Raw genomic sequence first — 25,004 nt, 5'->3', positions numbered from 1 at the left:
TTTTTGGTTTGCTGCAGGACGACCGCCACCGGGGGTGGATCGGTGCGAGACGGATCCGCCTGCGGCGGATCGGTGCGAAACGGATCCGCCTGCGGCGGATCAGAGAGCCCGGTCGCGGGTCTCCATGAGTGCCGCGGTGCAGACCAGGCTCACGAGGCCGATCGCGGCCAGCATGATCCCGATCGCGATACCGCCGTAGGAGGCAGCGAGCGGTGCGGCGATCATCGGCGGGATGGCGCCGCCGAGGACACCGGCGAAGTTGTAGCCCAGACCGGCACCGGTGTAGCGGTAGCGGGTCGCGAACATCTCGGGCAGCAGTGCTCCGCACGGTCCGTAGGCGATACCGAAGATCGCGAGGGTGATCATCATCCCGAGCACGAACGCGATCGGTGAGCCGGTGTCGAGGAGCGGGAACAACACCAGTGCCCAGACCACGGAGAACGCGCACGAGACCATGATGACCTTCTTGCGCCCGAAGCGGTCGGAATACAGCGCGGACAGCACGATCGCGAGACCGAAGACGAGCGACGAGGCGATGCCCACCATCAGGACGAACGGCCGGTCGAATCCCAGCTTGGACGTCGCGTAGCTGGTCAGGTAGGCCGTGCCCATGTAGAAGAAGGCGAACATGATGGCCAGCGCACCGCCGGCGAGGAAGATCTCCTTGGCCTGGTAGCGCAACGCGTCGAGGAAGGGCAGCCGGCGCGGGGCCTCGACCTCGGCGGCCGGGGCACTACGGCGGGCTTCCTGCTCCGCACGAAAGACAGGAGTCTCTTCGATGGCGAGGCGCATGTAGAGGCCGATGCCGACGAGAACGATGCTGAGCAGGAACGGGATCCGCCAACCGTAGTTCAGGAAGGCGTCGTTGGTGTCGCCGAGGGCGAGACCGGTGAACAGGAAGGTGCCGCTCGACAGGGCGAAGGCGATGGCGGGACCGAGCTGCGGGAACATCGCGTACAGACCGCGTTGGCCCGGTGGCGCGTATTCGGCGGTGAGCAGGGTCGCGCCGGCCCACTCACCGCCCACTGCGAAGCCCTGGGCGAATCGCAACAGCACGAGGATGATCGGGGCGGCGACACCGATGGTCTCGGCGCCGGGTAGAAGGCCGATGAGCAGGGTGGAGATACCCATCAGCAGCAGCGTGGAGATCAGCGTCTTCTTGCGTCCGATGCGGTCGCCGAAGTGCCCGAACAGCATTGCGCCCACGGGGCGGGCGATGAAGGCGACGGCGAAGGTCGCGAAGGAGGCGACGGTACCCGCGGTCGATCCGAGTGCGGGGAAGAAGACCGTCGGGAAGACGAGCGCTGCGGCGGTGCCGTAGATGAAGAAGTCGTAGAACTCGATCGTCGTGCCCATACAGCTGGCGACGGCGACGCGCCGGATACCGGGCCCTTCCTTCGAGGGTCCCGCGTGGCGGGGTGTGGATGGATCGGGACGCGAACGTCCCACCGGTCCGGCGACGGGGGGTTCGGCAGCCCCCGGGGTCGACACACTGGTCACGTGAGTCCTCCGTTGTCCGTTCGAACCGCGGGCGTGATCGCCTCGGCGGATGAACGAAACGTAGTGATGCCGGTCACCCCCTCGCCACCCCCGAAAGGGGGGTGCGGGTGACCGGCATCACATAGTGTGCCGAACGAACGAAATTGTCAGCGGCCGGCGGCGCCCGCGATCTCCTGGCGCATCTCGCCCCACACGGAGGCGTAGGAGTCGATGTTGGCGGCCGTGGCCCACGCCAGCGAGCCGCCCTTGATCTTCTCCAGGGCCTCGGCGAACAGGTCCTGGTAGCGCGACAGGCGCGGCACGAACGCCGACACGTCGTCGAACAGACTCTGTGCCCGGCGGTCGAGGCCGATGAGGCCGTCGACGAATCCGTCGGCGTCCGCGTTCTCGAGGAGCGTGTTCAGCTCCTCGTCGAGCGGGAGGAACTGGTCGTAGAGTTCCGAGATCGAATCCTCGTCGATGGAGACCCGTTCGGCATCGAGCTGATCGTTCAGCTCGGAGGTGCCCTTGTCGGTGAGGCTGATGCCGCCGTCGTTCTCCGACGCCTTGCCCTGCTCGAGGAGCGCGGCCACCGCGGCCTGACCGGCCGACACCGACACCCCGAGGTGCGCGGCGATCACCTCGGCCGTGACCTGCTTCTTCAGACGCACCGTCTGCAGCAGTGCCAGTTCGTCCACGTTGCCTGCGAAGGCCATGCCCACTCCTCGTCGCACCCGCCGGGCGCCCACGTCGTCGTCCGGAATCCGGACGGATTCCGTTCCGATTCTGACGCACACCGGCAACCGGCAGGTGAGTCACCCTCCTCCCGATGGGATCATGCAGAGGGGATCACGGGGACAGGCCGGGCACCGGGCACGCATCGGCGGCCTCGGCGACCACGGTGGGCACATCGGACACGGCGGGCTCCACGCCGGCCTCCCGGTCCCGCCCGGTGAGCGGCCGGTCGGCTTCCAGGAGGGCCAGTTCGTCGGGAGTGAATGCGCGCCCCCTGCTGAGGAAACGCACTCCCTCCGGACTTTCGAGACTGAACCCGGAGCCGCGTCCGGGCACCACGTCGAGGACGAGACAGGTGTGCTTCCACGCCTCGAACTGCGAACCGGAGATCCACACCGGCACGGCGTCGGCGCCGACCGGCGGATCGGAGCGGGTCTCCCCTGCCCCGAGACGCAGGTCGAGGACTCCGAGGAGCACGTCGCGGTCGCCGACGACGAAATCGCCCTCGGGATAACACATCGGCGCGGAGCCGTCACAGCATCCGCCGGACTGGTGCATCATGAGCGGTCCGTTGCGCTGCGCGAGGCGGCGCAGCAGGGCGACGGCATCGACGGTCGCCACGATTCGCGGGACGGTCACAGTCCTGCCTTTCCGTTGGGGTGCACGATGTTCCGAGCGTATGGCAACGGCGCCTGCCACGTCGTGCGGACGTGACAGGCGCCGAAGTTCGGATCAGAAGAAGCCCTGTGCCTTGGGGGCGTAGGACACCAGGAGATTCTTCGTCTGCTGGTAGTGGTCGAGCATCATGTGGTGGTTCTCGCGGCCGATGCCGGACTGCTTGTAACCACCGAAGGCCGCGTGCGCGGGGTACTGGTGGTAGGTGTTCGTCCACACCCGGCCGGCCTGAATGGCGCGACCGGCACGGTAGGCGACACCACCGTCACGGGACCACACACCGGCACCGAGACCGTAGAGGGTGTCGTTGGCGATCGAGATCGCGTCGTCGAAATCGGAGAAGGACGTCACGGACACGACCGGGCCGAAGATCTCCTCCTGGAAGATGCGCATCTTGTTGTCGCCCTGGAAGATCGTCGGCTGCACGTAGTAGCCGCCCGAGAGGTCGCCGCCGAGATCGGCGCGCTCACCACCGGTGATGACCTTGGCACCCTCGCTCTTGCCGATCTCGATGTACGACAGGATCTTCTCGAGCTGGTCGTTCGAGGCCTGAGCGCCGATCATCGTGTCGGTGTCGAGCGGATCGCCCTGGCGGACGGCCTTGGTGCGGACCGCGGCGAGCGAGAGGAAGTCGTCGAAGATGTCCTGCTGGATCAGCGCACGCGACGGGCACGTGCACACCTCACCCTGGTTGAGGGCGAACATCGTGAAGCCTTCGAGCGCCTTGTCCTGGTAGTCGTCGTTCGCCGACAGCACGTCGGAGAAGAAGATGTTCGGGCTCTTGCCACCGAGTTCGAGGGTGACCGGGATCAGGTTCTGCGAGGCGTACTGCATGATCAGCCGGCCGGTGGTGGTCTCACCGGTGAACGCGATCTTGCGGATGCGCGGGCTCGACGCGAGGGGCTTACCCGCCTCCACACCGAAACCGTTGACGATGTTGACCACGCCGGGCGGCAGCAGGTCGCCGATGATCGAGATCAGGTGCAGGATGGACGCCGGGGTCTGCTCGGCGGGCTTGAGGACCACCGCGTTGCCGGCGGCCAGGGCCGGCGCGAGCTTCCACACGGCCATGAGGATCGGGAAGTTCCACGGGATGATCTGGCCGACGACGCCGAGCGGCTCGTGGAAGTGGTAGGCGACCGTCTCGGAGTTGATCTCGGAGATCGAACCCTCCTGCGCGCGAATGGCTCCCGCGAAGTAGCGGAAGTGGTCGATCGCGAGCGGGATGTCGGCGTTGAGGGTCTCGCGGATGGGCTTGCCGTTGTCCCACGACTCGGCGAGGGCGATCGACTCGAGGTTCTCCTCGATGCGGTCGGCGATCTTGTTGAGGATCACCGCGCGTTCGGCGGGCGAGGTCTTCCCCCAGGCCGGTGCGGCGGCGTGGGCTGCGTCGAGCGCGAGTTCGATGTCCTCCTCGGTGCCGCGAGCGACCTCGGTGAACACCTGGCCGGTGACGGGGGTGACGTTCTCGAAGTACTCCCCCTTCACCGGAGGCACCCACTGGCCGCCGATCCAGTTGTCGTACCGGGACCGGAAGGACATGAGGGCGTCGGGCGAACCGGGACGGGCGTACACGGTCATGTGCATCTCCTGCAGCGTCGAGCGGTCGGTATGTGATCCGGAACACTACGAACGCGAGGGTTGCAACTACGTTGCGAGCTGCCTGTCCAATCGGGTCAATGTGGCATCGACCTGCGCGAAGCGGGGCGACCGAGGATCGATCGATGCCCGGTAGGCCGCCCAGGCGGTGATGTCCTCGCGGCCGTGGACGGACGAGGTCCATTGCGCGAGCAGATGCTCCTCGCCGCAGCGCAACAGCGCCGCCCGCACGCCCGAGCGGAGTTCGTCGCGGATCTCCTCGATGCCCGGCGCCATCGATCCGGGCAGGATCTCCCCGGTACAGAGGCGGACCGCCGAGGCCACGTCGCCGCGGTCGAGTGCGCGACGCACGTCCGCGACATCGGTGTCGAGCGTGGTGAGCAGCCGGTAGGGCCGCGAGCCGAGGTGTTCGGCCCCGAGCACCTTGCGCAGGCGCGACATCTCGGCGCGGATCGTCACCGAGTCGAGTTCGTTCTCGTCGAGCAGCACCGCGAGCCGGTCGGAGCTCAGGCCCTCGGGGTGATCGGCGAGGATCAGCAGGATCTCGGCGTGCCGACGGGACAGGCCGACGCGTTCGCCTCCGCGGTGCAGGGCGGGCCGCCCGGCGCCGATCGTCTCGATGCGCGGCGTCGCCGAGGGGAACAGCGGGCGGCCGCTCAGGGCATGCAACCGCAGTTCGGCCTCCGCCGCCGCGACCGTCGCGCGAACGAGTTGCAGGACCTCGGGCGCGGCGACGCGGTGACCACCGGTGATGTCGATGGCACCGAGGACCCGGCCGCTGGTGGGGTCGTGCACGGGAGCGGCCGAACAACTCCATTCGTGCACCGTGCGGTTGAAATGCTCGGCGCCGAAGATCTGCACCGAATGATCCACGGCGAGAGCCGTTCCCGGAGCGTTCGTGCCGACGCGGTCCTCGCTCCAGTCGGCACCTTCGACGAAGCTCATCGACAGGGCGCGGTCGCGCGCGGCGTGGTCGCCCTCGACCCACAGCAGCCGTCCCTGACCGTCGGTGACGGCGACCAACAGTCCGCTGTCGGCGGCGTCCTCGACGAGGAGCTTGCGCACCACCGGGCGGATCAGCGACATGGGGTGGCCGGCGCGGTACTCCTCGAGTTCGTGCCCGGAGAGCAGTGCGGGTTGTTCGACGACGTCGGGATCGATGCCGCGTTGCAGGCTCCGGCTCCACGAGTCGCGGACCACCGAGCGCACCCCGTCGAGCCGATCCTTGCCGCGCGCGGAGACGAATGTGCCGTGCGCGCGCAGCACCGCACGTGCGTGCGCGGCCACGTCCGCTCCCGGGTCGAGTGCCACCCACGGGTTGGTCGTCGCGATTCCACGATCCGTCATGTACCGGCGCCTCCTCCCCCGACACTGTAGTCGGGATCACACCGTGTGCGGCAGGGCATCCCTCGCGGTCGCGGCGACCCGGTGGGCGAGCATCACCGCGGTGGCGTGCGGTCCACGGCTCGGGACCTGCGGAAACACCGAGGTGTCGACGACGCTCAACCCATCGATCCCGCGCACGCGGCACCACTCGTCGACCACGGCGTGCTCGTCGTCGCCCATCCGGCACGTTCCGGACAGGTGCAGCGACGTTCCGAGCCTGCCACCACGCGCGTCCACGCTGCCGGCCTCGACGACGCCGGTGGTCGCGGCGAGGAGGTCGGCGGCGAGCCGGACACCCTCTTCCAGAGCTCGCCGGTCGGCCGCGTCGGTCAGGTATCGATAGTCGAGCAGAGGTGGACGTCGCGGGTCGCGTTCGTCGAGCACGATGCGTCCGCGACTGCGTGGGCGCGTCAGGACGACGCCGAGCACCGGATCGGCGACACCACTGCCGGGGATCGCCGCACCGAATGCCGCGGTGTACGGGCGCAGTTCGAGGTTCTCGGTGTGCAGGACCGTCTCGAGCAGCAACGTGTGCGACGGGAGACCCGGGCGGAACCGGTAGGGGACGGTGAACTCCGGGTGGTCGGAGAAGTCGCAGCCCACCCCGGGAAGGTCGTGCAGCGGATCGATGCCGAGCCGGCGCAGTTCGTCGGCCGGTCCGATGCCGGAGAGCATCAGCAGCTGGGGGGACCTCACCGCGCCCGCGGCGACGATCACGTGTCCGGCCGAGATCGTGCGTGGTCCGTCGGGTCCGGCGATCTCGACGCCCACCGCGCGACCGCCCGCCATCACGATGCGGGTCGCGGACACCCCGCCGGCGACCGTCGGATTCGGCCGGTCCAGGACGGGCGCGAGGTACGCGAGGAACGGACCCACCCTCGTGCCGTCACGCACGTTCGACGGAACCGCACCCACCCCGTCGGGTCCTGGAGCGTTGAGGTCGGCGACCGGTGTGAATCCCGCACCTTCGGCGGCGTCGACGAAGGCACGCGAGAGCGGATGCATCCGTTCGCGCGGCACCCGGGCGACCGGTATCGGGCCGGAACTTCCGTGCAGGTCGCCGGGGATATCCGCGTCGGTCTCGACGGCCCGGAAGTACGGCAGCACCTCCTCGTACGACCACGAGGCGGGCCACGACGCGAAGTCGTCCGGCCGCGCACGCACGAAGTAGGCGCCGTTGACCGCGCCGGAACCGCCGAGCACCCGGCCCCGCGTCACGGTCGCCTCGACGTCCGGGGTCAACCGTGCGGGGAAGTCCGCCGCCCACGGGCTCTCCGGACCCACCGGGAGGACGGCAGCGTCACAGATCTCGCGTGGAACAGCGGACGCCGATCCGAACGCCGCGCCCTCCTCGAGCAGCAGCACGGTGCGGTCCGGATCGTCGCTGAGCCCGGCGGCGAGAACGCAGCCGCAGCTTCCACCGCCGACGATCACCACATCGGCGTGCGCCGGGATCATGTCACTTCCGGATGTCGGGTACGAGCGCGGCCGCCGCGCGGGCGTCGAGCGCGCCCTTCCACAACCCCGCGCCGTACGCGAGGTCGTCGAGGCGCTTGTAGAGCAGGTACCGGACGGGATCGAGCCCGCCGCTCTCGCGGTGCGTCTTCCAGTCCCAGATACCTTCGGCCACAGCGCAAGCCAGCACGGCCCGACGAACCTTGCGGGAGAACACCGCTGCGACGACCGTGACCGGCCAGTAGTGCCGGCACACCGCCGACGCCACCTGCCACAGACCACCGGCGAATCCCTGGGCCGTGAGCAGCGCGGCGATGCGGTCGGGCCGGTCGAGTTCGGAGAACATCCGCCGCAACCGCACGAAGGTGACCACCTGGGTCAGCACCGCTGCCATCACCCCCACGCGGGTGAAGCTCGCGATCGCGACGCACGCGAGGAGCGTCCAGATCGACATCACCATCGGTGGGACGGAACCCGGATGCCGCTCGGCGAGCGGGGCCGCACCGGTTCCGTAGAATGCCTTGCGCGTCAACCACGTCCGGAAGCGGGTGCGATGGTCGTGCGCGACCCGCGAGATGGGCTCGTACCGCAACCGCCACCCCGAGGTCTGCAGTCGCCGGCACAGATCGACGTCCTCGGCCACGTGCATCGCCTCGTCGAAACCACCGCAGGCGACGAGCGCGTCGCGACGGACGAGCAGCGCCGCGCTCGGCACGTACGAGACAGGACCACCCGCGACCACGGCGGATTCCCGGCTGCCGAGGTCGAGCGACGAGCGTGCGTGCTCGTACTTCGCGAGCGCGCTGCTGTCGGGTTCGAGGGCCACGATGCGCGGCGCGACGAGTGCGACCGCGGGATCGGTGAAGTGCCCCAGCGATCGTTCGAGCCAGCCGAGTTGTGGTACCACATCGGAATCGAGGAAGGCGACGAATTCCGTTGTCACCTGCTGCAATCCGGTGTTCCGGGCCGCTGCGGGCCCACGGGAGGTCTCGTGCCGGATCACCCGGACACGACCGCGTTCCGGCGCCTCGACCGGCTTCTCGGAACCGTCGTCGACGACCACGACCTCGTGCCCTTCGACGGCGGCGAGCAGACGGGCGAGGCCGGAAGGATTGTCCTTGACGGGGACGACGACGGTGACGGCGGAACTCGGCGGCAGCTTCGTCGGCCGGGGGTTCCCGATGCCCGAGTCCAGCAGACGGCGCGCGACCGCGGCGCTCTGCGCGTCGACGACCTCGACGAAGTCCTCGTCGATCATCGCTACGGCGGCGGGCGCGAGTGTGAGCATGCGCGTGGGCGATCCTCCGACGAGGACACGCCCTCCGGCGAAGCTGCGCACCCGTGCGTCGATGCGCACACCGAAACCGTCGGGGAGCCGGGTCGCCCGGGGCTGCGCCGCCTCCGGAGACGTCGCCTGTGGAGTGATAGCCCGACTCACCGAAGCCTTCCTTCCGTTCCCGGCTGCCACCGGGCGACCTGTGCACTCGCCCGCTCGACCAGACTCGCGAACAGGCGCGCGCCGAGTTCTGCGGTGGCCTCGGTGGGGTCTCCCAGCACTCCGTTCGCGGACACCGAGACGATACCGGCTTCGCGCAGTCGTGGCATCAGTGCTCCGATCGGTTCCGTCGCCCCGACCGCAGCCCGTGTCATGTCGACCGTCCCGGGTGCCAGGTGCAGCAGCAGACTCGTCTCGGTGACACCGGCATGGGCGTCGGATCCGGGCACCGCGCACGGAAGCCAGGCAGCATCGCGGCCTTCGTATCGCAGGAGACTCACCGCCTCGATCAGCGGATAGGCGTTGCCGCCGTGCCCGTTGACGAAGACGACCCGCTTCGCCCACCGGCACACCGACCTGCCGTATTCGACGAGCAGCGCCTTCGTCACCTCGGCTCCGATCGAGACGGTGCCGGCGAAACCTTCGTGTTCCCCGCTCGCTCCGTAGGGCAGCGGCGGGGCGAGGACCACCTCGGGCAGCTCGGCAGCGACAGCAGTCGCGATCCGGGTGTCGGTGTCGAGGGGAAGATGTGGGCCGTGTTGTTCGAGCGCACCGATCGGGACGGCCACCGTCACCCGGTCGGGTTCGATGTCCGTCCAACAGGCGTCGGCGAGCTCCCGCATCACCGCTCCGATGCTAAGGGTTTCGCGGGCGTGCACGAAACCCGGAGGTCCCGGTAGGTCCGCCGGACGCCGAGATCCGATCGGTACGCTTTCCCGGTGCTGATCGAACCTCGTCCGCTGGACGACCCGGACGTGCAGGACCTCATCGGCGAAGTCCAGCTCGAATACGTGCGGAGGTACGGCGGACCCGACGACACCGAACTGTCGCCGCACGAATTCGAGCCACCGAGCGGGGTGTTCCTCCTGGCGGTGGCCGACGGGATTCCGGCCGGGATCGGCGGCTGGCGTGCACCGGAGCATTCGCATCGAGGGGTGCGCGACGGTGATGCCGAGATCAAGCGGATGTACGTGCGGGCGAGCATGCGGCGTCGCGGTGTGGCCGAACGGGTGCTGGGTGCGCTGGAGCGGACGGCGACCGATGCCGGTCGCCGTCGCATGATCCTCGAGACGGGCAGCGAGCAACCCGAGGCGATCACGTTGTACGCGAAGGCCGGGTACGTACCGATGAACGAGCGCTTCGGGCTCTACGCGGAATCACCGACCGCCATGTACTACTGCAAGGAACTGCCCCCGATCCGTCTGGCGACCGACGACGACCTGCCGGTGCTGCAGGAGATCGAACGCGCTGCGGGCAAACCCTTCGCCGAGATCGGAATGGCGTTCGTCGCCGACGACGATCCTCCGTCCGTCGAGGAACTGCGCGCCCACCGGGACGCCGGTCGCTGCTGGGCGTGGTTCGACGAGCACGGACGAGCGGTCGCGTATCTGGCGGCCGACATCGTCGACGACGGCGTCCACATCGAGCAGGTGTCGGTGCATCCCGATCACGCGCGTCGCGGGATCGGTCGCATGCTGATCGACCACGTCGTGGGGTGGGCGCGGGACGCCGGTTTCGGATCGCTGTCGCTGACCACCTACCGCGACGTGCCGTGGAACGGCCCGTACTACGCGCGTCTCGGCTTCCGGACGGTCGCGGACGATGCCCTCTCCCCCGCTCTCACCCGGATCCGCGCGGAGGAACGGAGACACGGCCTCGACCGCTGGCCGCGGATCGTCATGCGCCGCGGGCTGGAGACGTAGGAGCCAGATTCCTGGCGGCCCGCTCCCCCTCGACGATCGCGGCGTGCAGGCGGCGTGGCGTCACCACGTCGCCCACGCGGATCACTCTCGTGCCCGGTCCGGTGAGTTCCCGCCACAGTTCGTCGACGGGTTCCTGATGGGTGGCGACGACGACCGCGTCCACGGTGAGCGTCGTCTGCTCGCCGGTCGCGTGGTGGACCAGGGCGACCTCGGCGCCGTCCGGCAGGTCCACGACACCGCCGACGGCGACGCCGGCGAGTCGCTGGATCCGCTTGTCGTGGGCGCGACGCAACCAGCCGTCGAGCTCGAGCGTCAGGCCGAGGTCCTGGCCCACGAGCATCCCCGGCGTGCACACCGTCACCGCGCATCCGCGGTCCGCCAACAGTTCGGCGACCGAGGTCGCCTGATGGAAACCGAGATCGTCGACGACGAGGACGCGGCCGGAGGGTGCGATGCGACCGGTGAGCACGTCGCGCACGTCGCTCACCCGCGCCGACGAACCCGCCCAGGCGGGCCGGTGTGGGCGCGCACCCGTCGCGACGACCACGACGTCGGGCGCGAGCGCGTGCAGCGTCGCGGCATCGGCGGTCACACCGGTGCGGATGTCCACTCCCCTGCGGCGACATTCGGCGTCGAGGTGCGTCACCGCGCCGAGCAGTTCGGCACGGTGCGGCGCGGCGGCCGCCTCACGGATCTGGCCACCCGTGCACCGGTTCCGTTCGAACAGAGTGACCGAATGCCCCTGTCCGGCAGCCGTTGCCGCCGCCCTGAGACCGGCGGGTCCGCCGCCGACCACGACGACCCGCTGCGGTACGGCAGCCTCGGCAGGGCCGTCGGATTCGTATCCGGCGTGAGGATTGACCGCGCATGCGATGGGTCGGTTGAGTCCGACCCTGCCGATGCACTCCTGATTGCAGCCGATGCACGGCCGTATCTCGTCGTCGCGTCCGGAGAGGACCTTGTTCGCGAACTCCGGGTCGGCGATCTGCGCGCGCACGGCGCCGACCAGATCGCACACTCCGTCGGCGAGCGCGGCACCGACCTGTTCGGGTCGGGTGAAGCGCCCGACCCCGACGACGGGCAGCGACACTGCGGCCCGGATCGCGTCGGGGACGAACAGCGAGTAACCGTGCGGGGTGGACATCGGGGCTTCGACCAGATGCAACGTCTCGGTTGCGACGCCCACGGACGTGTTGAGGTAGTCGACGTCGCCGCTCGCTTCGAGCATCCGCGCGACCTGCACGGCATCGTCGATGCCGACACCGCCGTCGGTGCCGTCGTGACCCGTCAGTCGCACCCCCACGACGCGGTCGCGCCCGACGGCGTGCCTCACGGCGGACACGACCTCGAGCAGCAGACGGGCCCGCCCGGCGAGATCCCCGCCGTAGCGGTCGGTGCGACGGTTCGTCGCGGGTGCGAGAAAAGCGCGCAGGACGGACGCCTGGGAGCACTGGATCTCGACACCGTCGAAGCCGCCCTCGGCGCAGCGGCGGGCGACGTCGGCGTAGCCCGCGACGAGTTCGGTGATGTCGGATTCCGTCATCGCGCGCGGAACCTCGCGGAAGAGCGGGTCGGGTTCGGGACTCGGCGCCCACAACGGTTGCCCCGTGTACATCGAGGTCCCCTGCGCGCCGTTGTGGTTGAGCTGCGCGAGAATCCGCGTGCCGTACCGGTGCACGGCGTTGGTGAGGCGTCGGTAACCGGCGAGGACGTCCGGGTCCCAGCCCCGGATCAGCTTCTCGTAGGGCCGGTCCGAGGGGTGCACGGTGTGCTCCTCGGTGACGATCATCGACGCGCCGCCGCGTGCTCTGGCTTCGTAGTACGCGATGTGCCGGTCGGTGACGGTGCCGTCGACCGAGAAGTTGGTCAGGTGCGCCGGGAAGACGATGCGGTTGCGCAGGGTGACCGGACCGATCCGCAACGACGCGTGCGGAACGGTGCCGGCCCCCGTGCGCGTCACGGTCAGACCTTCGAGTTTCCCTGGTCGACGGCCATCTGGCTGCCGGTGATCGTGGAGGCCCGATCGCTCGCGAGGAACAACACGGTCTCCGAGATGTCGTCGGGGTCGGCGGCGGGCTTCTCGGTGAGGATGGGGACGAAGTTCGGTCCCCACGAGGGGTTCTTCTCGAACAGCTTCAGGACGCTGACGTCGGTGCCCATCGGGGTGTTCACGCCGTAGGGGTGGATGGAGTTGACCCGGATCCGGTACGGGCCGAGTTCCTTCGCCGCCGCCTGCGTGATACCGACGAGACCGAATTTCGCTGCCGCGTAGTTGATCTGACCGGGCATCGCCTTGAGTCCCGCCACCGAGCTGACGACGATGACGGATCCGCCGTTGCCGGCCTCGATCATCGCGGGGGCGGCTGCCTTGAGGGTCTTGAAGACACCGGTGAGATTGATGTCGATCAGCTCTTCGAACTGGTCGTCGGGCATCTCCCAGAAGCGGTTCCAGCTGCAGATGCCGGCATTGGCGACCACCACGTCGAGCCGTCCGAACTGGGCGACGCCCTCGTCGACGACGGCCTTCAGCGCCGCGCTGTCGCGCACGTCCGCGACGCGCGCAAGGATCTTCCCGCCGGCCTCCTCCACGAGCCGAACCGTTTCGTGGAAGTCGTCCTCGGTGGCCTGCTCGTAGGTCACGTACTCCGAGACCGGGGCCGCGATGTCGACGCCGATGACGGACGCACCCTCGCGCGCGAAGCGGATGGCGTGGTTGCGGCCCTGTCCGCGTGCGATCCCGGTGATGAAGACGACTTTGCCGTCGAAATCTCCCATGTCAGCCCTTCCCGTCGACCCAGATCAGAACACGTTTCAGTGTGCCCCACGTTACAGTGCCGTGGCGACCCGGTATCCCTCTCGGACGGCCTCGCGCACGGTCCTCGGGGCCGCGCGGTCGCCGATCGACCACGATCCCGACTGTTCGGACACTTCGTGCGGTAGCAGGGGTGCGCAGTCGACCAGGACCGCGTCCGCGACCGGCGTGGTTTCCCCGGACACCCGGTCGACAACGACGACTCCGTCGGCATCGACGGAACCGATCCGGCATCCGAGATGTCTCGCCACGCCCGCCCGCTGCATGCGGACGTCGAAGGCGACGAGGTCGCCCGTCGGCGCGAGTCGTGATCCGGCGACCGGATCACCCGTCGCGTAGTGGACCTCCACGCCGCGCTCCACGAGACGGTCGACGACGGTCCTCGCCACCGGACCACCCATCGGATCCCACACGACCATCCGGGACGCAGGCGGCCGAATCCCCGACAGCACCTCCGCGGCGGTCGCGTACCGCTCGGGCGCGGTCACCTGAAAAGAGGGTGGACGTGGAAGCCCGCCGGTGGCCTGCACGACCTCCGTACCCGCGGCGAGCGCACCCTCGATGTCGGCAGCACTCACTTCCGTGCCGGTACGGATGTCGACGCCGGACTCCAGGCATTGCTGTTCGAGCCAGTCGACGAGCGCAGCGAAGTCTGGCCGGCCACCGCGCGAGACGGCGGCGATCGTCCCACCGACCCGCTCGTCCGCCTCGACCAGGACGACACGGTGACCGCGCGTCGCTGCCACGCGGGCTGCTTCCAGGCCGGCCGGTCCGGCACCCACCACGAGTACGTCGCGTGCGGAGGTCACCGGTCGGGGAGAGTCCCGTGTCTCGGCGCCGGCCTCCGGGTTCGCGATGCACCCCACGATCGGGTTGTGGAAATCGTCGACGAGGCACGCCTGGTTGCAGCGCACGCAGGGACGCGGCCGACGACCGCGACGGGCGGCGACGACGAGGCCGGGGTCGGCGATCTGTGCGCGGGTCATCTCGACCAGGTCGCACGTGCCGTCGGAGAGTGCCCGCTGCGCGTGTCCGAGGTCGGCGACGCTGCCCTGCAGAGCGATCGGAACCGATCCGGCGACCGCCTCCCGGATGCGGTGGCACAGTTCGTCGTTGAATCCGGCAGAGATATGCGCGGCGGGCCGATACGACTCGGGTGAGAACAATCCGCCGCGCACCACCGTGAGCAGATCGATCGACGGTGCGATCGCGCGGACGTATCCGGCGGCGATGTCGGGAGTGATGCCCGCCCACGGCGCGTTCTCGTCGCACGAGAGTCTCAGGGCGAGGATGCGATCCGCACCGATCCGCGTGCGAACGGCGGCGATCACTTCGCGGAGCAGCCGCACACGGTCGGTGCCGTAGGTGTCGTCGCGGTGATTGGTCAGCCCGGAGAGGAACTGCCGCAGCAGCGAGGTCGGTCCCGCGTCGAGTTCCACTCCATCGAGATCGGAGTCCACGGCGACGACGGCGACGCGGGCGAAGGACTCGACGAGCTCGGCGATCTCACGCTCGGTCGCCTCGGCGGGCAGTTCGCGTGTCACCGGGTCCGGCACGCGCGAGGGTGCCCACAGCGGTGCGCGGGTCCACGCGCTCGAACCCTGGAGGCCGCGATGGCCGAGGCCTGCGAGCACGAGTGTCCCGTGCGGACGGCAGGCCTCGACGATCCGCCGGTAACCGTCCCCGCAGCGCTCGGCCAGCGGCGCGCGTTCGTAGGGATGGTCGGAGGGGTGTACCGAGGCCGTTTCCGTGACGACGATCCCGCACCCACCCCGTGCACGTCGCGCGTAGTACGCGACGTGACGGTCCGAGAACGACCGGCCGTCACCGAGATTCGTGACGTGCGGACCGAAGATCACCCTCGACGGAGCGGTGCGTCCGGCGAGGGTGATCGGTTCGGTGAGCGCGGGGCCCATGTCGTCGGTTCGGTCAGATGCCGAGGTCGCGGCGGAAACCGTCCGGCACGAACACATCGTCGGGGGTGAGCTCGTGGATCGAGTTCTTGCCCAGACCCATCAGTGCGGAACCGATTCCGCCGGACAGGATGTCGAGGACGTTCTCCACACCGGCCTGACCGTTCGCGGCCAGACCCCACAGGTACGCGCGACCGATGAGCACGGCCCTGGCGCCGAGCGCGATCGCCTTGACGACATCGCTGCCGCGGCGGATACCACCGTCGAGCAGCACCTCGACGTCCTTGCCCACCGCCTCGGCGATCGCCGGCAGCGCCCGGATCGGCGCCGGGGTGCCGTCGAGGTTGTTGCCGCCGTGGTTGGACACCGAGATGGCGGTGACCCCGGCGTCGACGGCGCGCTTGGCGTCGTCGACGCGCATGACGCCCTTGAGCATGAACGGTGCGTCACCCCACTGCTCGCGCAGCCACGCGACGTCCTCCCAGGTGGGCAGGGGCGTGGTCATCCACTCACCGTAGGCACCGAAGAAGGTCGGGGCCTGACCCTCCGGCGGCGTGAGGTTGGGGGTGGTCAGATCCGGCACACCGCCGGTCTTCGCCCATTCGAGAAGCCACTTGGGGCGGGTGATGCCCTCGGGGGCGAACTTGACCATCGCCTCGAGGTTCATCCGCTCCGGGATGGCGGGACTACCCCAGTCGCGACCGTTGGAGAACGACCAGTCCAGGGTCATGATCAGGCCCTTCGCACCGGCGGCGCGGGCACGTTCCATGCGCTGGATCAGCGTGTCGCGGCTGCCCACCCAGTACATCTGGAAGAAGGTCTTGTCGTTGACCGCCGCGACTTCTTCGATGGATTTGCTCGCGAACGACGACAGACCCATCGCGGTGCCGCGGGCGGCGGCGGCGCGGGCCACGGCGACCTCACCGTCGGGGTGTACGGCCTGCACGCCGGTCGGCGAGATCATCACGGGCAGGGACACATCCTGTCCCATGATGGTCGTGGCCATCTCCCGCTTGTCGGACAGCCCCGCGACGTGCGGGGCGAATCCGAGTTCGCGGAAGGCGGTGGTGTTGTCGTCGACCGTGATGCCGGCCTCGGACCCGGCGACGAGCGCGCCGTAGACGGACTTGGGCAGGCGTTTGCGGGCGCGCTGCTGTGCGATTGCGACGGTCTCGAACCACGGGTCCTGGGCCCACGGATTCTTCAACCAGGAAGGCTTGGCCATCGTCGGTCGTCTCCTCGAAGATCTAGAGCCCTGCGAGCGGATTCTCGTCGCAGAACTTGGCGGGGGGCTTGGTGAGCAGGGTCAGCGGTACCGGTGCGGCCGGAGTGCGCCGTTCGGCGCGCTTGCCGGTACGCGAGTGGTCGACGCTCGACTGCGGCACGGTGCGTTCGGCCTCGAGCGCGGACTGTCCGTAGCCCTGCACGCATTCGGGATCGGGGCCGTCCATCGGCAGGCCGGTGAAGAACTTCGCGGCCATGCAACCGCCGCGGCACGCGTCGAAGAAGTTGCACGACGCGCACGCACCGGCGGACTGCGGTTCGCGCAGTTCGCGAAACAGCTCGGAGTTCTTCCACACCGACGCGAAACCACCGTCGGTCAGGATGTTTCCGGCGTGGAAGTTCTCGTGGATCGCGAAGGGGCACGCGTAGACGTCGCCGACCGGGTCGATCAGACACACCACGCGTCCCGCACCACACAGATTCAGTCCGGGCAGCGAGCCACCGCCCTCGCCGCCGAAGGCGGACAGGTGGAAGAACGAGTCGCCGGTGAGCACGCCCTCGCCGTGGGCGACGAGCCAGTCGTAGAGCTGCCGCTGCTGCTCGTGGGTGGGATGCAGGTCGTCCCACACGTCCACGGCGCGGCCGGACGGGCGCAGTCGCGTGATGCGCAGGGTCGCGCCGTAGCGGTCTGCGAGAGCCTTGAACTCGTCGAGCTGGTCGACGTTCTGGCGGGTGACGACGACGGAGATCTTCGCGTCGCGAAAACCCGCCTCGGACAGGTTCTCCAGCGCGCGCACGGCCATCGCGAACGAACCCGGCCCACGCACGGCGTCGTTGACCTCGGCGGTGGCACCGTCGAGGGAGATCTGCACGTCGACGTAGTCGGAAGCGGCCAGCCGGGCGGCGACCTTCTTGTCGATGCGCACACCGTTGGTCGAGAACTTCACGCCCACCTGATGTTCGGTGGCGTAATCGACGAGTTCCCAGAAGTCCGATCGCACGGTGGGTTCGCCGCCACCGATGTTGACGTAGAAGACCTGCATGCGCTGCAGCTCGTCGATGATCGCCTTGCACTGTTCGGTCGACAGTTCGCGCGGGTCGCGCTTGCCCGACGAGGACAGGCAGTGCACACACGAGAGGTTGCAGGCGTAGGTGAGCTCCCAGGTCAGGCAGATCGGGGCGTCGAGGCCCTTCTCGAACTGGTCGACGAGGCGACCGACCTTCGGTGGGGCGGAGGTGGTGGGCGGTTCGAGCAGCGAGGTCATGGGCTGGTCCTTACAGACGTCAGGCAGGAACGATCATGTGCGAATCGGCCAGGGTGCCCAGGGCACGCACGTAGGGCCGCTCGGCGTTCTCGTCGATCCCGTGCGCTCGCAACGCTTCTCGCACCGAACCGTGGTCGCCGAGGGATCGGACGACGTCGACGATGACGGTGTTCTTCAGGAACGACAACTTGCGGGTGCCGAAGTGGTAGAGCAACGCCCCGAACGGCTCGGGGCGAAGCGCTACCTGCGGGTGGAGCCGCCAGCCGGCACCCGGATCGAACATCTCGGTGTCCATTGCTATCCCGGTGTCCATTGCTACGGGGGACACGTCGGTGGCTCCGGGTGCGGTCATGTCAGTACACGCCGCACATGCCGTCGATGGAGACCTCTTCGACGAGGGACTCCTCGATCAGATCGGATTCGATCACGGCGTTGTCACGATCGGACATGTTTCCTCCTCGGTTTCTTCTCCTGGATCGGAGTCGGTCGTCACAGCGGACTTGCGCTGTGAGCCGGTTCACCACTGTAATGGCATCGAGTGCAGAATGTCACGCCTCCGGGAGGAAGAATGACGCGTAGCCGCGGGAAACCGTCCGCTCGGATAGGTCGCCGCCCGTCCACCTCGAAAGAGGAACTCGCCGCAATCGGCATCGAGCTGTTCATGGAGGCGGGCTTCGACGAGACGAGCATCGACGACATCGCCGAGGCGGCCGGCATTGCCCGACGCACCTTCTTCCGCTACTTCCCGTCGAAGAACGAGGTGGCCTGGGGAAACTTCGACGAACACCTCGCCGGCATGCGCGCGAGCCTCGAAACGATCCCCGAGGACGTCCCGCTCTCGGCAGCGCTCACCACCGCCCTGCACGACTTCAACTCCTTCCCCGACAGCGAGACCGAACGACACCGCGCGCGGATGGGGCTCATCCTGCACACGCCCGCACTGCAGGGCTATTCGTCGGTGATGTACCAAGGGTGGAGACGTGTCGTCGCCGAGTTCGTCGCCCGTCGTATCGGGGCGGATCCCGACGACCACATCCCCCGCACGGTCGGCTATCTGCTGCTCGGTGTCGCGATCTCCGCCTACGAGGCGTGGCTCGACGAACCCGGATCGGACCTGCACGAATACCTGGCCATCGGGATGGGGACACTGACCGCCGGTCTCGACTACAGTGACCCGCACTCCCCTTCCACGCCTCCCCCTGCCACACCTCCGAAAAAGGTTGCGAAACAATGACCCTGCTCGATTCGCTCGCTCCCTGCAGCCCGGGCCGGTGGACACACGACCACGTGACGGTCGAACGCGTACCCGCCGGACCGCTGAACGTCCGGCGCGAGGACGACCGGCTCCACGTCACGCATTCCCTCACGGCCGAGCAGATCAGCGAGCGCCTCGTCGCCGAGGTGACCTCCTCGATCCAGGACGCCGAGTTCGGCCAGGACGAGTTCGAACTGACGATGGTGGGACTCGTCCGTTCCACGGTGCCGGGTGCCCTCGACTCGTGGGTCACCTACTACCGCAACTCGCTCGGCGAACTGCTCGACGGTACAGCCGATTTCGCGCCCATCCACGATCGGGCCGCCGAACTCGTCCGTGGGAGCGTGCTCGACCTGGGGTCGTGTTTCGGTTTCCTGCCGTTGCGACTCGCGGCCGCCGGCACCGCCGTCACCGCCACCGACATCCTGCCCGGCACGATGCGCCTGCTCGATGCGGTCGCACCGCGGCTCGGACTGCACGTCGACACACTCGTGTGCGACGCGGCGAACGTCCCGGTCCCCGACGGCAGCGCCGACACCGTCACCGCGATCCACCTGCTCGAGCACGTCGACGACGCCCTCGGTGCCACGATCCTCGCCGAAGCGCTACGGATCGCCCGGGAGCGGGTGGTGGTCGCGGTACCGTTCGAGGACGAGGCCACGGTCTGCCACGGACACGTGCGCACCTTCGACCTGCCCGCGCTCGAGGAACTCGGACGCAGCACCGGGCGTCCCTTCGAGGTGTTCGAACACCACGGCGGGTGGCTCGTCATCGGGTGATCCACCGGGCCATCCGCCTGCCCGCCCATCCGATTCCCGTCCGGCGACGAATACCCGGTGTGGACGGAAGGAGGTGGCGCGATGGACCAGATCGTCGAGAGCCACTTCGGCTGGACGACCCGCCGCGTCGTCCTCCCCCGCCGCGCCGCGGACCGGGAGATGTCATCGTCGTCCGGAGTGGTGACGGACTGTCGGCCGCTCCCCGAGCGGCCGGACGTGCGGCTGCTCGTCTACCACGATGACGCGGACGACTCCGACTACGACGCCGTGGCGATCGGAAAGACCGACGGCACGAACGACATTCCGGTACTCACCACCGTCGAGGAGTGCCTGCTCGTCACCGCGGTCCGGCCCGGGACGGGTCCCGCGATCGTGCTCGCCGCGCCGCCGGGTGAGGACGAGGGCCGACGGGTCCGGGAGATCACCCGGCAGCTTCTTCGAGGCGGACCGCTACTGCGCCTGATCCTGTACACCGGCGCACTGTCGGTACTCGTGCCGCTTCACTCGCCTGCTCCGACCGGACGCTGACGCGGTGTGGACGTCGGGTCCGTACTCGCCCGGGCAGACGTGGTCGACCAGCACGTGTTCGCGGTCGTACTCTCCTCCGCGCAGCGGCCTGTACGGGATTCCGGATTCCGACGACAAGCCGTCGAGACGATCGTGCAACCGATGCTCCTCGCGCAGGAAGTCCTCCTCGTCGAGTCGGTCGGCGCTCGCGACGAGATGCGGTCGGAGTACCCGCATTCCGGTGTAGAAGCCCGTGCCGTGCAGGAGCGGCCACAGCACGTGATCGATCGACCCGCTGATTCCGCGCGGTCCGAGCGCTGCGGCCCGATCGCCCGCCGTGACGACGGCGAGCATCGTTCTGCCCGCCAGTCCCCCGTCGCCGTATCTGCGGACGCGCCCGTGCTCGTCGCGGACACCGAACGCGAAACCGTGGGTGAACACGCGGTCGAACCATCCCTTCAGGATCGCCGGCGTGCCGTACCACCACAGCGGGAACGACACCACGAGGTGGTCGGCGGCGCGCAGTGCGTCCTGTTCGTGGCGGATGTCGTCGGTGAGGAGCCCGGTCGCCGTGGCGTTCTTCTGCCGCTCCGACAACGTTCTCCCCGGCGCCGCACCGAAGTCGGCGCCGGAGAGCACCGGATTCCAGTTCATCGCGTAGAGATCCGAGATCGCGACGTGCGTGCCCGACTCGCGTAGTCGTGCCACCCCCGAGCGGACGAGGGCGTGCCCCAGTGAGGCGTCGTCCGGATGGGCGTGCACCCACAGAACGCTGCCCTTCTCGACGCTGTCCTTCTCGACGCTGTCCTTTTCTGCACTGTTCTTCTCGGCCATGTCTCCATAGTCTGGGGACGGGAACGGTATGGGAAGTACGCACTTTGCGATCACATACGGACCGAAAGGTAACCATCGGCGATGACCAGGAAGTTCCGATGACGGGAAATTTCGACGGCACAGGAGTTCCGATGACACGGAAGGCCGTGGAGACGGCGATGCAGGTGTGCCCGGTGGAGATCGCCGTGGCGGTTCTCGGGGGCGCGTGGAAGCTCACGATCGTCAAGAACCTGATCGACGGGCCCTGCCGGTTCGGCGAACTGGGTCGGCGGGTCGGTCCCGTCAGCGCGCGGGTGCTCACCCGGCAGCTCCGCGAACTGGAGGCCGACGGGATCGTGTCGCGCACGGTCTTCGCCGAGGTGCCGCCGCGGGTGGAGTACGAACTGACCGAGCTCGGCCGGACCCTCGAGCCGGCCGTCGCGTGGCTCGACGACTGGGGTGCGGCCTACAGCAGCAGGCTCACCGCGCAGAGCTGAGTGCCGGAAGGGGCCGGGCGGTCAGATCAGCCCCTGCTTGCTGGCGGCGTAGACCGCCTCGGCCCGGCGGCTCACCCCGAGCTTGCGCATGATGTTGCTGACGTGGAACTTCACGGTGGTGGCCGAGATGAACAGCTGCTCACCGATCTTCACGTTCGACATGCCGGCGGCGAGAAGCTTCAGCACCTCGAGTTCGCGGCCGGTCAACTGTTCGGCGGATGTGCCCTGCCCGTTGAGCGAACGCACGACCGCCGCCGCGCTGCGCGAGTCGAAGGCGCTCTCGCCGCGGGAGACCGCCCGGATGGCGCGCACCAGCTCGGTGGTGTCGACATCCTTGACGACGTAACCACGCGCGCCCGCGTGCACCGCCCGCACGACGAGTTGTTCGTCGAGGAAGGTGGTGAGCACGAGCAGACCGATGCCCGGGTGCGCCGAGGACAGCCGCCCGCACAATCCCAGCCCTTCGAAGTCCGATCCGGCCGAGAGCTTGAGATCGAGCAGCACGATGTCGGGACGCATGCGGTCGACGAGCGCGAGCGCCTCCACGTCCGTCGAGGCCTCCCCCACCACTTCGAGATCCGGTTCGCGGTCGAGGATCGAGCGGAGTCCCTGGCGGAGGATCGCGTGGTCGTCGACGAGTGCGATGCGCACCGTGCCGGGCCGCGCCCGCGGGGTCGCCTGCGGTGGTGTGACGGTCATGACGGTTCTCCCACCTGTTGAGCTACAGCATTGTCCTGCAACGGGATACGGGCCGCGATCCGCACTCCACCGAACCGGGAACGACGCACCTCGAGGGTGCCGCCGAGTTCGCGGGCGCGGGCCTGCATGTTCGCGAGACCGCGATGGCTCCCGTCGAGATCGTTGGCGGCGAGTCGCAGCATCACCCGCAGACGCGCCGGGTCGCCGTCGCCGTCGTCGGCCACCGACAGCAGGACCGCATCGCGTCCGTAACTCAGCCGCAGCACCACGCGACGCGCGTTGGCGTGCACCGCCGCGTTGAACAGCGCTTCGCCGGCGATCCGGAGCAGGGCGTGCTCGGCCTCGCCGCTCAACTCGACCGGTGTGCCACCCATCCTCGTCTTGACCTCGAGTTCGCCCGGCATGTGGGCCACGCTGAGCTGTTCGAGCATCTCCGGCAACGACATCCGTTCGGAGTCGGACGGCCGGTTCAGCGCGTAGATCGCAGACCGCAACTGCTCGACGGCACCGCGGGTGAGTTCCTTGGCGAGGTCGAGTCGTTCGCTGCGTTCGGCGTCGGGGATGTCGCTGCGGCACACCTCGATCTGCATGCCCGCCGAGAGCACGGCCTGCGTGACGCTGTCGTGGAGTTCGCGCGCGATGCGGTGGCGTTCCTCGTCGAGGGCCTGGTTCCGGTGGGCGACGCCCAGCTGCCGCTGCGTGAGAGCGAGTTTCTTCAGGGTCGCTTCGAGTTCCTCGTTGCGTGCCTGCAGATCGGCGGCGGAGCGGTTCGCTTCGCGGTAGGCCTGCTCGGCGCGTTCGAGCAGGAGTTGTCCGCGTTGGTAGAGCGCCGAGTTCTGCAGCGCGACCGCGGTCTGGCTGGCGAGGATCGACAGGACGGCGCGGTCGGTGGTGTCGAGGACGCGGTGGTCCGGCGTCCACGCGGCGATGGCACCGGCGACTCCCCCGTCGAGGACGATGGGCACGAACACGTGGTGGTTCTCGACCAGCTCGCGACGTTCGACGGCACCGGTACGCACGGCGTCGAGCAGGGCCACGACCTCATCGGGCAGGGGCGGACCCTCGACGTTGTCGACGAGGAAGGGAGTGGCGTCGGGGCCGAGCACGAGCCTGCGCGGCCCGGCATCGGGCAGGACACCGTCGGCGAGGGCGAAAGCAACCCACGTCGCGCTCAGGTGCGCACGGGCGGCTTCGGCGACGGCGCAGATGAGCGTCTCCGGCCCCTCGACCGTACGCACCAGTGCCCGGGAGATCAGTTCGAGTGCGTGGACGACGCGTTCGAGTCGTTCGGCGGCGCCGCGGTACTGCGGATAGAAGGTCGACTTCCCGGAGCGGAGTCCGGTCAATGCCGACAGGTCGGGAGCACTCACAGCGCCGTCCGGAACAACTCGATCATCTGGTCGCGGGTCGCGGTACGCGGATTCGTCGACATGCACGCGTCGCGCAGTGCTCCCTCGGCTAGTCGCGGCAGGTCTTCCTCCCGCACACCGAGTTGGCGCAGTCCACGCGGCACGCCCACCTGGCGGGCGAGCGCGTCGATGCGCGACGCGACGGCCTCGACGGCCTCGGGCGCGGCACCGCGCGCCTCCTCCAGACCGAGGGTCGCGGCGACCTGGACGAACGGCTCGGGATCGTCGGCACCGTTGAACCGGATGACGTGCGGCAGGAGCACGCCGTTGATGACCCCGTGCGGCAGGTCGAGCAGACCGCCGACCTGATGGCTCATCGCGTGGGCGGCACCGAGGATCGCGTTGGTGAACGCGAGTCCGGCCTCGAGACTGGCCTGGGCCATGGTGGCGCGAGCGGGCATGTAGGTCGGGTCGTCGATCGTGCGCACGAGCGTGCCGGTGACCATGCCCACCGCCCGCAGTGCGTGATGGTCGGTGAGGGGGTTGTGGGCGCGGGAGACGAACGCCTCGATGCCGTGGGTGAGGGCGTCGAGTCCGGTGGCGGCGTTGAGGTCGGCGGGCATGGTGGTGAGCAGTCGCGGATCGATCACCGTGAGGTCGGGGACGAGCGACCGGCCGATGATGGTGATCTTGCTGCCGCGCGCGGTGTCGGTGACCACGCAGAACTGGGAGACGTCGGCTCCCGTCCCGGACGTCGACGGCACCATGACCATCGGCGGGATGGGCAACGGCGCACGGTCGACGCCCTCGTAGTCGAGGATGTTGCCGCCGTTGGCGGCGAGGATCGCGACGCCCTTCGCAGCGTCGATCACCGAGCCACCGCCCAGCGCGACGAGGACGTCGCAGCCCCGCGACCGGTACAGCTCGTGGCCGGCCGCGACCTCGTGGTCCTTGGGATTGGGGGTGAGACCGGCCCACACAGTGGCGTCGACCCCCTGATCACGCAGGTGCTGCAGGAGTTCGTCGACCCACCCGGCCTCGATCAGCCCCGGGTCGGTGACGAGCATGGGGCGGACACCGCCGAGCCGAACCGCGGCGTGGGCCGCTTCGACGAGCGAGCCCTCCCCGAAGACGATCTCGGGAGCGTGGAACTTGACCAGGGCAGGCCCCGAAGCGGGGTGGTCGTCCCGAGGGGTCGCGGAAGCACGGGGATGGGTCGTGTTCTGGTGTCCCGGCATGACGACGGCCACTGTTCACTCCTGACGATCCGCACGATCCGCGCACCTGTGTGATCCAGCTTACGGTGCACGGGTTGTCGGGCGGAGCGGGCACGGGACGCACCGGACCGATGGGGAGGTCGGCAC

General features: G+C 68.9%; 24 protein-coding genes. 5 read left to right on the top strand and 19 right to left on the bottom strand.

Annotated elements, in window-relative coordinates:
* Positions 1-99: 99 nt before the first annotated feature.
* The 8 genes from ACWPOC_RS24810 to mftE all read right to left on the bottom strand — a co-directional run bounded on the left by ACWPOC_RS24810 (position 100) and on the right by mftE (position 9,447).
* Positions 100-1,500, bottom strand: coding sequence for an MFS transporter (locus ACWPOC_RS24810; RefSeq protein WP_120279973.1), 1,401 nt, complete (start codon positions 1,498-1,500; stop codon positions 100-102).
* 146 nt (positions 1,501-1,646) lie between these two features.
* A complete protein-coding gene (locus ACWPOC_RS24805; RefSeq protein WP_120279974.1) occupies positions 1,647-2,195 on the bottom strand; it encodes a hypothetical protein in 549 nt (182 codons plus the stop codon).
* A 133-nt stretch (positions 2,196-2,328) separates the two neighbouring features.
* The gene (locus ACWPOC_RS24800) at positions 2,329-2,853 is read right to left on the bottom strand and encodes a DUF779 domain-containing protein (protein ID WP_120279975.1); all 525 of its coding nucleotides are present in this window, start codon (positions 2,851-2,853) and stop codon (positions 2,329-2,331) included.
* 93 nt (positions 2,854-2,946) lie between these two features.
* A complete protein-coding gene (gene adh / locus ACWPOC_RS24795; RefSeq protein ID WP_059383407.1) occupies positions 2,947-4,470 on the bottom strand; it encodes an aldehyde dehydrogenase in 1,524 nt (507 codons plus the stop codon).
* A 66-nt stretch (positions 4,471-4,536) separates the two neighbouring features.
* Positions 4,537-5,835 carry a GAF domain-containing protein gene (locus ACWPOC_RS24790; RefSeq protein ID WP_120279976.1) on the bottom strand — a complete coding sequence of 433 codons (1,299 nt, stop codon included), beginning with the start codon at positions 5,833-5,835 and terminating at the stop codon, positions 4,537-4,539.
* A gap of 36 nt (positions 5,836-5,871) precedes the next feature.
* Positions 5,872-7,332, bottom strand: coding sequence for a mycofactocin dehydrogenase MftG (gene mftG / locus ACWPOC_RS24785; protein ID WP_120279977.1), 1,461 nt, complete (start codon positions 7,330-7,332; stop codon positions 5,872-5,874).
* 1 nt (position 7,333) lies between these two features.
* Positions 7,334-8,767 (bottom strand): mycofactocin biosynthesis glycosyltransferase MftF, encoded by a 1,434-nt coding sequence (gene mftF / locus ACWPOC_RS24780; protein WP_455409461.1) that lies wholly within the window; start codon positions 8,765-8,767, stop codon positions 7,334-7,336.
* Positions 8,764-9,447, bottom strand: a complete 684-nt coding sequence (mftE, locus tag ACWPOC_RS24775; protein ID WP_120279979.1) for a mycofactocin biosynthesis peptidyl-dipeptidase MftE — start codon at positions 9,445-9,447, stop codon at positions 8,764-8,766. The genes mftF and mftE overlap by 4 nt, the downstream gene beginning before the upstream one ends.
* Positions 9,448-9,543: 96 nt before the next feature.
* Between mftE and ACWPOC_RS24770 the strand changes: the two genes are divergently transcribed.
* The gene (locus ACWPOC_RS24770; RefSeq protein WP_120279980.1) at positions 9,544-10,527 is read left to right on the top strand and encodes a GNAT family N-acetyltransferase; all 984 of its coding nucleotides are present in this window, start codon (positions 9,544-9,546) and stop codon (positions 10,525-10,527) included.
* On the opposite strand, the gene ACWPOC_RS24765 is transcribed toward ACWPOC_RS24770, so the two are convergent.
* Genes ACWPOC_RS24765 through mftA form a run of 7 tightly spaced genes read right to left on the bottom strand, consistent with a single transcriptional unit; the run spans position 10,502 to position 18,190 of the window.
* The gene (locus tag ACWPOC_RS24765; protein WP_455409460.1) at positions 10,502-12,487 is read right to left on the bottom strand and encodes a mycofactocin system FadH/OYE family oxidoreductase 2; all 1,986 of its coding nucleotides are present in this window, start codon (positions 12,485-12,487) and stop codon (positions 10,502-10,504) included. The two genes, ACWPOC_RS24770 and ACWPOC_RS24765, sit on opposite strands and share 26 nt — an antisense overlap.
* A 2-nt stretch (positions 12,488-12,489) precedes the next feature.
* Positions 12,490-13,302, bottom strand: coding sequence for a mycofactocin-coupled SDR family oxidoreductase (locus ACWPOC_RS24760; protein WP_120279982.1), 813 nt, complete (start codon positions 13,300-13,302; stop codon positions 12,490-12,492).
* A gap of 51 nt (positions 13,303-13,353) precedes the next feature.
* Complete coding sequence (locus tag ACWPOC_RS24755; RefSeq protein ID WP_120279983.1) at positions 13,354-15,255, bottom strand: mycofactocin system FadH/OYE family oxidoreductase 1; 1,902 nt, start codon at positions 15,253-15,255, stop codon at positions 13,354-13,356.
* A gap of 13 nt (positions 15,256-15,268) precedes the next feature.
* Positions 15,269-16,477: a pre-mycofactocin synthase MftD gene (gene mftD, locus ACWPOC_RS24750; protein WP_120279984.1), complete on the bottom strand. Its 1,209-nt coding sequence runs from the start codon at positions 16,475-16,477 to the stop codon at positions 15,269-15,271.
* 22 nt (positions 16,478-16,499) lie between these two features.
* Positions 16,500-17,741 carry a mycofactocin radical SAM maturase gene (gene mftC, locus ACWPOC_RS24745; protein ID WP_059383270.1) on the bottom strand — a complete coding sequence of 414 codons (1,242 nt, stop codon included), beginning with the start codon at positions 17,739-17,741 and terminating at the stop codon, positions 16,500-16,502.
* A gap of 19 nt (positions 17,742-17,760) precedes the next feature.
* On the bottom strand, positions 17,761-18,093 hold the full coding sequence (gene mftB, locus ACWPOC_RS24740; protein WP_372473772.1) for a mycofactocin biosynthesis chaperone MftB: 333 nt from the start codon (positions 18,091-18,093) through the stop codon (positions 17,761-17,763).
* Between the two features lies 1 nt (position 18,094).
* Positions 18,095-18,190 (bottom strand): mycofactocin precursor MftA, encoded by a 96-nt coding sequence (gene mftA, locus ACWPOC_RS24735; protein ID WP_006553546.1) that lies wholly within the window; start codon positions 18,188-18,190, stop codon positions 18,095-18,097.
* Positions 18,191-18,309: 119 nt separating this feature from the next.
* On the opposite strand from mftA, the gene mftR reads away from it, so the two are divergent.
* From mftR to ACWPOC_RS24720, 3 genes are all read left to right on the top strand, one after another.
* Positions 18,310-18,975 (top strand): mycofactocin system transcriptional regulator, encoded by a 666-nt coding sequence (mftR, locus tag ACWPOC_RS24730; RefSeq protein ID WP_120279985.1) that lies wholly within the window; start codon positions 18,310-18,312, stop codon positions 18,973-18,975.
* Positions 18,972-19,775 carry a mycofactocin oligosaccharide methyltransferase MftM gene (gene mftM / locus ACWPOC_RS24725; RefSeq protein ID WP_120279986.1) on the top strand — a complete coding sequence of 268 codons (804 nt, stop codon included), beginning with the start codon at positions 18,972-18,974 and terminating at the stop codon, positions 19,773-19,775. Before mftR ends, mftM begins: the two co-directional genes overlap by 4 nt.
* Before the next feature lie 81 nt (positions 19,776-19,856).
* Entirely contained in the window at positions 19,857-20,303 is a 447-nt protein-coding gene (locus tag ACWPOC_RS24720) for a hypothetical protein (RefSeq protein WP_120279987.1), read from the top strand.
* Here ACWPOC_RS24720 and ACWPOC_RS24715 read toward each other — a convergent pair.
* On the bottom strand, positions 20,226-21,116 hold the full coding sequence (locus tag ACWPOC_RS24715) for an NAD(P)H-dependent oxidoreductase (protein WP_120279988.1): 891 nt from the start codon (positions 21,114-21,116) through the stop codon (positions 20,226-20,228). The genes ACWPOC_RS24720 and ACWPOC_RS24715 overlap by 78 nt on opposite strands.
* A 131-nt stretch (positions 21,117-21,247) precedes the next feature.
* Between ACWPOC_RS24715 and ACWPOC_RS24710 the strand changes: the two genes are divergently transcribed.
* Entirely contained in the window at positions 21,248-21,592 is a 345-nt protein-coding gene (locus ACWPOC_RS24710) for a winged helix-turn-helix transcriptional regulator (protein ID WP_059383276.1), read from the top strand.
* Positions 21,593-21,613: 21 nt separating this feature from the next.
* Here ACWPOC_RS24710 and ACWPOC_RS24705 read toward each other — a convergent pair whose 3' ends face one another.
* From ACWPOC_RS24705 to ACWPOC_RS24695, 3 genes are read right to left on the bottom strand one after another with little or no spacing between them, the layout of a single operon-like run.
* Positions 21,614-22,291 (bottom strand): MadR family response regulator transcription factor, encoded by a 678-nt coding sequence (locus tag ACWPOC_RS24705; protein ID WP_060650749.1) that lies wholly within the window; start codon positions 22,289-22,291, stop codon positions 21,614-21,616.
* Entirely contained in the window at positions 22,288-23,661 is a 1,374-nt protein-coding gene (locus ACWPOC_RS24700) for a MadS family sensor histidine kinase (protein ID WP_120279989.1), read from the bottom strand. Before ACWPOC_RS24700 ends, ACWPOC_RS24705 begins: the two co-directional genes overlap by 4 nt.
* On the bottom strand, positions 23,658-24,890 hold the full coding sequence (locus tag ACWPOC_RS24695) for an iron-containing alcohol dehydrogenase (RefSeq protein ID WP_120279990.1): 1,233 nt from the start codon (positions 24,888-24,890) through the stop codon (positions 23,658-23,660). Before ACWPOC_RS24695 ends, ACWPOC_RS24700 begins: the two co-directional genes overlap by 4 nt.
* Positions 24,891-25,004 lie beyond the last annotated feature (114 nt).

It is taken from the genome of Rhodococcus sp. 5G237 (assembly GCF_053764735.1).
Note: the sequence above shows the minus strand (reverse complement) of the source record. Positions and strands in the feature narration are given on the sequence as shown.